The sequence below is a fragment of the Mycobacterium sp. 1165196.3 genome, assembly GCF_001673415.1.
In the GTDB taxonomy this organism is placed as follows: Bacteria; Actinomycetota; Actinomycetes; order Mycobacteriales; family Mycobacteriaceae; genus Mycobacterium; species Mycobacterium europaeum_A.
The window spans coordinates 24095-35312 of sequence record NZ_LZLU01000015.1; the positions used below are offsets into that span (position 1 = coordinate 24095).

At 68.7% G+C, this 11218-nt stretch carries 5 protein-coding genes; all 5 read right to left on the bottom strand.

What is annotated here, in order from left to right:
- Nucleotides 1–8 precede the first annotated feature (8 nt).
- The gene (gene pks13, locus A5659_RS01725) at nt 9–5291 is read right to left on the bottom strand and encodes a polyketide synthase Pks13 (protein ID WP_369829350.1); all 5283 of its coding nucleotides are present in this window, start codon (nt 5289–5291) and stop codon (nt 9–11) included.
- Between the two features lie 91 nt (nt 5292–5382).
- A complete protein-coding gene (gene fadD32 / locus A5659_RS01730) occupies nt 5383–7281 on the bottom strand; it encodes a long-chain-fatty-acid--AMP ligase FadD32 (RefSeq protein ID WP_067179001.1) in 1899 nt (632 codons plus the stop codon).
- A 326-nt stretch (nt 7282–7607) separates the two neighbouring features.
- Complete coding sequence (locus A5659_RS01735; protein WP_067179003.1) at nt 7608–8618, bottom strand: cutinase family protein; 1011 nt, start codon at nt 8616–8618, stop codon at nt 7608–7610.
- Between the two features lie 166 nt (nt 8619–8784).
- Nucleotides 8785–9696: an esterase family protein gene (locus A5659_RS01740; protein ID WP_066873101.1), complete on the bottom strand. Its 912-nt coding sequence runs from the start codon at nt 9694–9696 to the stop codon at nt 8785–8787.
- A 150-nt stretch (nt 9697–9846) separates the two neighbouring features.
- Nucleotides 9847–10890 carry a diacylglycerol acyltransferase/mycolyltransferase Ag85A gene (ag85A, locus tag A5659_RS01745; RefSeq protein WP_066873104.1) on the bottom strand — a complete coding sequence of 348 codons (1044 nt, stop codon included), beginning with the start codon at nt 10888–10890 and terminating at the stop codon, nt 9847–9849.
- Nucleotides 10891–11218: the final 328 nt, after the last annotated feature.

Consider the following 11218-nt stretch of genomic DNA (forward strand, 5'->3'; position numbering starts at 1 on the left):
CTCCGTCACTATTTGCCTACCTCACTCGTCTGACTGGTTTCGGCCTCCACCTTATTCAGCACGTCGGAGAGGTGAGCACCGACCTTGCCGATGATCGGTTCGTCGATGGCCTGGATGTGCTCGCCGCCGATCGGCACCACCTCGAGGTCGGCCACGTACTCGCCCCAGCCGCCGTCGGGCTGGCGGATCGCATACCGCGGCTCGAACTCGATGACGTCGTCGTGGTAGCGGTCGGCCATGTACAGGGTGACGTGGCCGTCGTACGGCTCGATCTGGACGGTCTCGAGCGCCCGGTTGTCCAGGTAGGACGTCCGCTGGTGCTCGACGATGCCGCCGGGGATCTGCACACCGCTCTGCTGGACGATGTCCAGCACGAACTTGACCTGGCCCTCGTCGTCGAGCTCCTCGAGCTGCTCGTAGGGGATCGCCGGAATCTCGACGTTGAAGGTGCGCTCGGCGAACTTCGCGTACCGGTCCCAGCGCTTGCGGGTCTCCTCCTGCGTCTGGGGGATCTCCTCGCCGGCGCGCACGGTGTCGATCATCCCGACGAAGCGCACGTCCTCGCCCGCGCGCTTCAGACCGATCGCGCACGCGTAGGCCAGCGCGCCGCCGAGCGACCACCCGGCCAGGATGAACGGCTTGCCCGCGTTCATCTCCAACAGCTTCGGCACGTACTGGGCGGCCCGCTCCTGGACGGTGCCCTCCACGCGCTCGAACCCGTACATCGGCGTATCCGCGGGCAGCCGGTTCAGCAGCGGCTCGTAGACGACGGTCGACCCGCCGGCCGGATGGAACACGAACACCGGCGGCTTGGAGCTGCCCTCGGGGCGCGCCCGCAGCGTGCGGACGAAGCCGTCGATCTGCCCGGCCTCCAGGTACTGACGCACCTTTTCGGCCAGCGCCTCGATGGTGTCCGACGTCAGGACGTCCTCGGCGGTGACGTCACCCTCGGCGCGCTCGGAGAGCCGCTGCGCCATCTTGGCCGCGGTGTCCTCGTCGAGCTTGGGCAGCGGGTTGAAGATGCCGCCCGGCGACTTGCCGGTCACGATCGCCCAGGTGGCGAAGGTGACCCGCTCGGCGGCGTCGCGCGGCGGCACATCGGAATTCAGCGCCTTGGCGACCGCCTCCTGGCTGAGCGTTGCGGCCAGGTCCGGCTTCGCACCGTTGGTCGCCGCGCCCTTCGGGCCCGACGGGTCCGTCGGAGGCGGCGGGATGGTGGCGTCCGACGGCGGTGGTTCGGGCTGCGTCTGGGGCTCGGCCTGGGGGTCCGGCGCCGGTGCGGCGGCCGTCGTCGGCGTGGCCCCGCTGAGCAGTTGGGCCTGCTCCCTGGCGATCTCCTCGGGCGTCTGCGTCTTCTGGTGCTCGTGTAGCTGCTCGACCTCGTCGCGGTGCTCGACCGCGTACTCGATCAGCTTCTCGATGGCGTACAGGTTGGCGTCGCGCACGGCCGTCAATTGGATTGGCGGCAGGTCGAAGTCGTATTCGACGCGGTTCTTGATCCGCACCGCCATCAGCGAGTCCAGGCCCAGCTCGATCAGCGGCACCTCCCACGGCAGGTCCTCGGGCTCGTAGCCCATGGCCGCCGAGACGATCAGCCCCAGCCGTTCGCCGACGGTCTCGCCGGAATCCGGTGACCAGCGGCCCACGCTGGACGGCAGGTAGCGGTTGGTCAGGCTGTCCGACAGCGTCTCAGCGTCGGCGTCCTCGGCCGGCGCCTCGGGCGCCTCGACCGCGGCGGTCGTGGCCGGCGCGGCGATGGCCGCACCTGCGCCCACCGCGGTGGGCAACGCCGCCACGCTCTGACCGGCCCGCGACACCAGCGCGTCGTAGACCAGGGTGAAGGACTCGTCGATGCGGGCGTGCACCTGGACCGAGGCGCCGCCCGGGTGCCGGGTCATGGTCGTCACCAGCCGCGCGCCCGCGCCGGGCACCGCGCGCTGCTCGGACGCCACCAGCTGCGCGTCCGAAAGGACTTGTTTCGCAGCGGATTTCACCAACGCGGCCAGGTCCGTCTCGCCGTTGCGCGGCGCGTACTCCCAGACGTGGCGGCCGTCCGGCAGCGCGACGTGGGTGCCCGGCATGATCACCGAGCCGTCGCCGGAGAAGTGCACGTCCAGCCAGTGCTCTTTGCGCTTGAACTTGGTCAGCGGGATGTTCGCGTAGTCCTCTGGCCCTTGGGCACGGGTGAAGAGCGTGCGGATGTCCAGATCATGACCGTGGACGTAGAGCTGGGCCATGGCCGAGATCATCGACTCGACGTCGTCCTGCTTTTTGGCCAGCGTCGGAATCAGTTGGGCGTCATGCAATCCCGCGGCGGCGGTGGTCAGGCCGATCTGCATCAGCGCCACCGGGTTGGGCGCGAGCTCAAGGAAGGTGGTGTGGCCGCTGTCCACGGCGTTGCGCACGCCGTGGGTGAAGTAGACCGAGTGCCGCATTCCCTTGACCCAGTAGGCGACGTCGTGGATCGGCTCGCCGCCGGGTTTGATGTAGCTGCCCTCGTGCACCGTCGAGAAGATGCCGACGGTCGGGCTCATCGGCGCGATGCCCTGCAGCTCCGCGGAGAACTCCCCGAGCAGCGGATCCATCTGCGAGGTGTGCCCGGCGCCCTTGGTCTGCAGCTTGCGGGCGAAGCGGCCCTCGGCCTCGGCGCGGGCGACGATGGCGTCGATCTGCTCGGGCGGACCGCCGATCACGGTCTGACTGGGCGCGGCGTAGACGCACACCTCCAGGCCGGGGAAGTCACCGAACACGGTTTTGAGCTCGTCGGCGGAGTACTCGACGAGCGCCATCAGGCGGATGTATTCGCCGAACAGCATCGCCTCGCCCTCGCCCATCAGGTGCGAGCGTGACGCGATCACGCGGGCCGCGTCGGGCAGCGACAGGCCGCCGGCGAAGTAGGCCGACGCGGGCTCGCCGAGCGACTGGCCAATCACCGCAGCGGGTTTGGCGCCGTGGTGCTTGAGCAGCTCGCCCAGCGCGATCTGGATCGCGAAGATGACGACGTTGGAGGTCTCGATGCCGTACTCGTGGGAGTCGTCGAGGATCAGCTCGAGCACCGAGTAACCCCGCTCGTCCTGGATCAGCGCATCGACCTTCTCAATCCATTCGGCGAAGACCTCGTTGCGCAGATACAGGTTCTTGCCCATCTTGCGGTGCTGCGCACCGAAACCGGCCATCGCCCAGACCGGGCCGCTGGTGACCGGCCCGTCGGTGCTGAACACGTTGGGCTTCTGCTTGCCCTCGGCGACCGCCCGCAGGCCCTTGATGGCCTCTTCGTGGTCGTGGGCCAGCACCACCGCGCGCGAGCGGCCGTGGTTGCGCCGCGACAGCGCCCGGCCGATCGATTCCAGCGACGACGCCTGGCCTTCCGGACTTTCCATCCAGTCCGCGAGCTCGGCGGCGGCGGCCTTCTTGCGCGAGGTCAAAAATCCCGACACCGCGAGCGGGATCAGCGGCTTGGTCGGTTCCGATTCCTCTTGCGCGGCAAGCTCTTCGGCCGCGATCGCTTTGAGGCGCAGCGCCTCGTCGGTGAGGCCGGGCAGCTCGTATTCTTCCTCCACGGCCTCCGAGGCGTCGGGGATGATGTTGCCGAAGTCGTCGAACCGCAGCGAGTGGCTTTCCAGCGTGGGCGCCTCGGCGGGGTCTTCGCCGGCGGCCGCCGGAGCGATGACCTCGGCCTGCGGCTCGGGCTCGCGTTCGATCACGTCGCGGGGCAACACCTCGCGCACGACCAGGTGCGCGTTGGCCCCACCGAAGCCGAAGCTGGACACCCCGGCCAGCGCGTAGCCGCCGTATCGCGGCCAATCGCTCGCGGTGTCAACGACTTTCAAGCGCATGCCGTCGAAGTCGATGTAGGGGCTCGGGCCGGCGAAGTTGATCGACGGCGGCAGCTTGTCGTGCTGCAGCGCCAGCACCACCTTGGCCAGGCTGGCCGCACCGGCCGCCGACTCCAGGTGTCCCACATTGGTTTTCACCGCGCCCAGCAACGCCGGGCGGTCGGCCGGGCGGCCGCGCCCGACGACGCGGCCCAGCGCCTCGGCCTCGATCGGGTCGCCCAGGACGGTGCCGGTGCCGTGCGCCTCGATGTAGTCGACGGTGCGCGGGTCGATTCCGGCGTCCTTGTACGCCCGGCGCAGCACCTCGGCCTGGGCGTCCTGGTTGGGGGCGATCAGCCCGTTGGACCGGCCGTCGTGGTTGACCGCGCTACCGGCGATGACGGCCAGGATCTGGTCGCCGTCGCGGCGGGCGTCGTCGACCCGCTTGAGCACGAACATGCCGCCGCCCTCGGAGCGGGTGTAGCCGTCGGCGTCCGAGGAGAACGACTTGATCCGGCCGTCGGGAGAAAGCACCGCGCCGATCTCGTCGAAACCGAGCGTCACCAGCGGGGTGAGCAGCGCGTTGACACCGCCCGCGACGGCCACGTCGCATTCGCCGTTGCGCAGCGCCTGCACCGCCTGGTGCGTCGCCACCAGCGAGCTCGAGCAGGCGGTGTCCAGCGCCACCGAGGGACCGCGGAAGTCGTAGAAGTAGGACACCCGGTTGGCGATGATCGAGCTGGCCGTTCCGGTGATCGCGTAGGGGTGCGCGACCGTCGGGTCCGACACCGCCAGGAATTGGTAGTCGTTGTTGGAGAAGCCGACGTACACGCCGACCGCCTCGCCGCGCAGGCTCGACGCCGGGATGCGGGCGTGCTCGAGCGCCTCCCAGGTGAGCTCCAGCGCCATCCGCTGCTGCGGGTCGATGTTGTCGGCCTCGGTCTTGGCGACGGCGAAGAACTCCGAGTCGAAGCCCTTGATGTCCTTCAGGTACCCGCCCCGGGTGCGCGCGGTGCTGACCCGCTCGGCGATGCGCGGCTCCTCGAGGAATTCCGACCAGCGGCCCTCGGGCAGGTCGGTGATCGCGTCGCGGCCCTCCATCAGCGCCGCCCACGTCTCGTCCGGGGAGTTCATGTCGCCGGGCAACCGGGTCGCCAGGCCCACGATCGCGATGTCGACGCGCTCGGCGGGACCGGTGCGCGTCCAGTCGGCGCCGTCGAGCTCGTCGTCGGCCACCTCGGGCTCGCCCTCGATGATGCGGGTGGCCAGCGATTCGATGGTCGGGTGCTGGAAGGCGACCGCGACCGACAGGGTGACCCCGGTCAGGTCCTCGATGTCGGCGGCCATGGCCACGGCGTCGCGCGACGCCAGGCCGAGTTCGACCATCGGCACCGACTCGTCGATCTCGTCGGCAGGCTTCCCGACGGCCCGGCCCACCCAGTTGCGCAGCCATTCGCGCATCTCGGGCACGGTCATGTCGGTCCCCTTAGCGGGGGGCGCGGCGGGCACCTCCCCGCCCGGAGTGTCGTTTTCGGGGTGCTCAGTGTCAGCCATGGTCCTCAGAGATTCAGTCAGTGGACTTGGCGAAGGCCGTCGGGGAACCGACGCCGCTTCGCAGACTGCCGTCGAGGTAGGCCGCGCGGCAGGCGCGGTGCCCGATCTTGCCGCTGGAGGTGCGCGGGATCGTGCCCGATTGCACCAGCAGCAGGTCGCGGACCGTCACGCCGTGGCGCACGGCGATGGCCGCCCGGATGTCGTCGGCGATGGGCTGGTAGTCCAGCTTGTGCGAGCCGGCCGCGCGCTCGGCGACGATCACCAGCTGCTCGGAGACGTCGTCGGGGTCGTACTTGATGCCGGTGTGCGGGTTGTCGAAGACTTCCTTCGGCAGCTGGTTGGCCGGCACCGAGAAGGCGGCCACGTAGCCGGTGCGCAGCGCCTTGTTGGCCTCTTGCGCCGAGTACTCGAGGTCCTGCGGGTAGTGGTTGCGGCCGTCGATGATGACCAGGTCCTTGATGCGGCCGGCGATGTAGAGGTGGCCCTTGTGGTAGGTGCCGTAGTCGCCGGTCTTGACCCAGGTGCCGTCGTCCGGGGCGCCCTCGGCGTGCGACTGGCTGATCCGCGACTTGAGGATGTTGCGGAAGACGTCGTTGGTCTCGTCTTCCTTGCCCCAGTAGCCGGTGCCCAGGTTCTTTCCGTGCAGCCAGATCTCGCCGATCTGGCCGTCCGGCAGCTCGCTCGCGGTCTCCGGGTCGACGATGACGGCCCATTCGTCGACGCCGATGATGCCGGCGGAAACCTGCGGAACGGCCTTGGGTGAATCGGCGGGCACCTCGACGAAGCGCTGCTTGTTCAGCTCGTCACGGTCGACGTGGATGACCGTGGGCGCCTGGTCCATCGGCGTGGTGGAGACGAACAGCGTCGCCTCGGCGAGGCCGTAGGACGGCTTGATCGCGGTCTCCCGCAGGCCGTACGGCGCGAAGGCCTCGTAGAACTTGCGCATCGACGCCGGGGACACCGGCTCGCTGCCGTTGAGGATGGCCTTGACGTTGCTCAGGTCCAGCGGCGGCTCGCCCTCCTTGGGCACCCCGCGCACCGCCGCGTGCTCGAACGCGAAGTTCGGCGCGACGGTGAAGACCTCGCTGTCGGGATCGTCCTCGGGCTTGCGGGCCATCTCCCGGATCCACCGGCCCGGCCGGCGCACGAAGGCGGCCGGCGTCATGAAGGTGAAGTTGTGGCCCAGCACCGGCGAGAGCAGCGCGGTGATCAGCCCCATGTCGTGGAAGAACGGCAGCCAGGACAGACCGCGGTCGCCCTCCTTGCCTTCCAGCCCGTTGAGTACCTGCAACACGTTGGTGGGCAGGTTGAGGTGGGTGATCTGCACGCCGGTCGGGGTCCGGGTGGAGCCGGAGGTGTACTGCAGGTAGGCGATGGTCTCCTCGTCGGCCTCCGGCGGCTCCCACGTCGCGGCGACCTCGTTGGGGACGGCGTCGACGGCGATGACGCGGGGCCGTTCCTTGGCCGACCGGGCGCGGATGAACTTGCGGACGCCCTCGGAGGCGTCGGTGGTGGTCAGGATCGTCGAGGGGGTGCAGTCGTCGAGGACGGCGTGCAGGCGCCCGACGTGACCCGGCTCGGCGGGGTCGAACAACGGGACCGCGATCCGGCCGGCGTACAGGGCGCCGAAGAACGCGATCAGGTAGTCGAGGTTCTGCGGGCAGAGCACCGCGATGCGGTCGCCCGGCTGGGTGACCTGCTGCAGGCGGGCGCCCACGGCCCGGTTGCGGGCGCTGAAGTCGCGCCACACGATGTCGCGGTATTCACCGTCGCGTTCGGTGGAGAAGTCGACGAACCGGTAGGCGAGCTTGTCGCCACGCACCCTCGCCCATTTCTCAACGTGCTTGACCAAGTTGGTGTTGTCCGGGAACTTGATCTTTCCATTCACGATGAACGGGTTGTGGTAGGGCATTCCGCTCTCCTGTCGCACCTGTTTTCGGTCGGCTCGGCCGACGCTGTGTTCCTTGGTCGGCTCCGCCGACGGCTTCGTTCTTCAGCCGGCTGAGCCGACGGTTACATGTCTACGCACGCGCGCCGGACCTCGCACGGCACCCGATGGGCAACGCCGGCCATGTGCCAGCCCAGCCACCATCGACCCCGACTGGGTGCGCGACGAAGGTCCGATAGCTCTTAAATTCTTCTTAATGTTACGGGCCTGCCTACGGCAGACCAAATCACAAGGTACCGCTGTTCGCTACCGTCAACCGCCACCTGAGGCTTGTGTCCCACCGCCGTTGATCATCCGTGTTTTGGTTGTGGCGCATTTGCGATCAGGCCGTGAGCCCAGTTCAGCGTCCAGTCGGTTGCCGGCGCCCCGTCGATGCTCCAGCACTGCGTCGTGGCGTACAGGGCGTGCACCGGCTGACCGGCCCCGCCGGCCAAGGTGTTCAGCGTGGCCGGCAGGTTGGCGATGCTGAAAGCTTCCTCCGGAGCTGCGCAGATCAGGTCGCCGGGCGCGCAGATCTCGTTGGTCTTGTCGTTGAGGTCGCCGAAACCACCCGGGCGCGCGCCGGTCATGGTCAGGCCCATCCCGGACAGGATGGGCACCTCGTGCAGGGTGACCTCGGCGCCCTGCCCCGGCGGGTTGGGGCCGATGTCGTTGCCGACGCCGATCTGGCGGCGACCGTCAGCGATCAATGTCACACCCAGCACCAAGTCGTCGTCGACGGGTCCGCGGCCGTTGCCGATATCGCTGGCGATGTCACCCGCGATCACCGCGCCCTGCGAAAAGCCCATCAGCACGTAACTGGTCAGCGGGCACTTGGTGTTCATGTCGGTCATCGCCTGAACGGTCGCGCGGGTGCCCTCGGCGCGGCTGGCGTTGTAGGACATCTGGGTGTCGCCGCTCAGCGGGTTGTGGAACTGCGCGGTGTACGGGGTGGTGTAGGCCTGCAGCCGTGACGACGGGAATTGCTGGGTGAGGCCGGCGGTCGCCTTGTGCAGCAACGCGTTGGGGAATTGCGTCGGATTGCCGGGGTCGTCCGCGACCGCCGACTCCCACGTGCCGGGCACGTTGACCAGCAGCACATCGGGGCACGACGCGTCCTGCGAGGCGGGCCGCGGCTTGTGCGGGTGCGTGGTGGTCGACGACGGAGGCAGCACCCCGGTCGGCACCGCGCTGGGCTCGGCGTTATGGCCGCGCAGCAGGGTGACAGCGGCCAGGATGCCCAACAGGACGACGGCGGCCACGGACAGGGCGGCGATCCAAGCGAGGGTGCGTTGACGCTTACGCCGCGCGCTTTTAGCCATGTTCTCCTGCCAGCAGAGTCGGTGGATCGCAGCTACGCGGTCCTCCCGACCCCTGCTGCACCCCCTACACGGTACCGGCTTTGCCGAATGCGCTTTTTGGGCAGCGACGCGCTACATCAATGGCGCCGACCCGCAGCGCCCGGCGTCGCCGCGCTCGCGATCGCCGCTACCGAATGGCGCCGACGATGTCGCCCGACATGGCGCCGAGCTGCCCCGACCACGAGCCCCAGTCGTTACCGCCGCCGCCGGGGAAGTCGAAGTGGCCGTTGTGTCCGCCGTTGCTGCGGTACTGCTGATAGAACTCCCGGGAACTGCCCATCGCCGCGCCCGCCTGGCCGATCATGGCGGCGTCGTCGCCGCCCATGTTGGTCGGGCTCCACACCCACACCCGGGTGTTGTTCTGCGCCAGCAACGAGGCGTGCACGTAGGGGTCGTGCCACTTCCAGCGGCCCAGCTGCGGGGCGCCCCACATGCCGTTGCCGTCGATGCCGCCGAACTGCTGCAGGCCGGCCAGGATGGCGCCGTTGTAGTTGGTGCTCGACGGGTAGAGGAACCCGGACAGCGATCCGGCGAAGCCGAAGCGGTCGGGGTGGAAGGCGGCCAGCGCCATCGCGCCGTACCCGCCCTGCGAGGCGCCGACGGCGGCGTGGCCGCCGGGGGCGAGGCCCTTGTTGGCGGCCAGCCAATCGGGCAGCTCGCTGGACAGGAAGGTGTCCCACTGCTTGCTGCCGTCCTGCTCCCAGTTGGTGTACATGCTCCAGGCGCCGCCGGCCGGGGCTACCACCGAGATGCCCTTGCCGCCGAGGGTGTTCATCGCATTACCGGCGGTGACCCAGTTGCTCACGTCCGGGGCCGCATTGAAGGCGTCCAGCAGGTAGACGGCATGCGGTCCGCCGGCGAGGAAGGCCACCGGGATGTCGCGGCCCATCGCCGCCGAGGGAACCATCAGGCTTTCGTAGCCCGCCGCGCGGGCTTTGCCGACGGTTGCGGCGGGCTGCAGCGCGAAGGCCAACCCGACCGCGAGTACGGCTACGCAGAACAACCGCAGCAGCGCTGACATACCCCGCCCGACCGTCATGTCCACCCTCCATCGTCTAGTCGCTGAAAGCACATTAGCCAGCGGCTTAGTTCCCCCGCCCGCGGGGTAGTGAAACACGTCACAGGCGCCAACGGCCAGCGGCGGAAACCCCGAAGGGTTCCCGCCGCTGGTCGTCTTGCTTGGCGTTGGTTAGGTGCCCTGGCCGTTTCCGGCGTTGGTCGCGGCGGCTGTGGCCGGACCCGCACCCGGGGTGGCGCCCAGCACCGACTGCAGGTCAGGCTTCATCGCCTGCAGCTGCGCGCCCCAGTAGGGCCAGTCGTGGGTGCCGTTGGCGTCGAAGTTCCACACCGCGTTGTGGCCACCGGCCCCGTTGTAGGCGTCCTGGAACTTCAGGTTGGACGTCCGCACGAAGCCCTCGAGGAACTTGGCGGGCAGGTTGTCGCCACCGAGGTCGGACGGCTTGCCGTTACCGCAGTACACCCAGATCCGGGTGTTGTTGGCGACCAGCTTGCCGACCTGCAGCGACGGGTCGTTGCGCGCCCAGGCCGGGTCTTCCTTCGGACCCCACATGTCGGCGGCCTTGTAGCCACCGGCGTCACCCATGGCGAGGCCGATCAACGACGGGCCCATGCCCTGCGACGGGTCCAGCAGCGCCGACAGCGAGCCGGCGTAAATGAACTGCTGCGGGTGGTAGGCGGCCAGGATCAGCGCGGACGAACCGGCCATCGACAGGCCGACCACGGCGCTGCCGGTGGACTTGACCTGCTTCTGGCTCTCCAGGTACGCCGGCAGCTCGGTGGTCAGGAAGGTCTCCCACTTGTAGGTGACGCAGCCGGCCTTACCGCAGGCGGGCTTGTACCAGTCGGAGTAGAAGCTGGACTGGCCACCGACGGGCATGACCGTCGAGATGCCCGACTGGTTGTACCACTCGAACGCCGGGGTGTTGATGTCCCAGCCGTTGAAGTCGTCCTGCGCACGCATACCGTCGAGCAGGTACAACGCCGGGGAGTTCGGGCCACCGCTTTGGAACTGGATCTTGATGTCGCGGCCCATCCCGGCGGACGGAACCTGCAGGTACTCCACCGGCAGACCCGGGCGCGAGAAGGCCCCGGCGGTCGCCGAGCCTCCGACGGCGCCAATCAGGCCCGAGAGCAGCGCCGCACCAGCGGCCGCCACGACGAGCCGGCGCGGCATACCCGCCACGGCGCCGCGCAATCTGTCGACAAGCGTCATCCTTGCTTCCTCATCCTTCTTGCGGCCTCTCGGCGCATTGCACCGATCGGGCGCTTCTTGCTTGATTGGATCGAACCTGCCAGCGCACAGGCGCGGCAGTGCTCGTGTAGTCAACCACACCTTATGGCGTTCGGTCGCATCGAGGCGGCGGCGCCGACCGCCGAGCAACCCTCGTACCCAGCGGTTTTCAATTAAAACATGTGTCTAAGAGGCGCGCTTTCAACATGTGCTTGATCGTCATTGCGGGCTGGTGAGAGGCCAATTGTGATGTTGCTAGCATTTTTTCGCGGCGGGCGGGATGTGATTTGTTCGGGATGTACCGAAATTT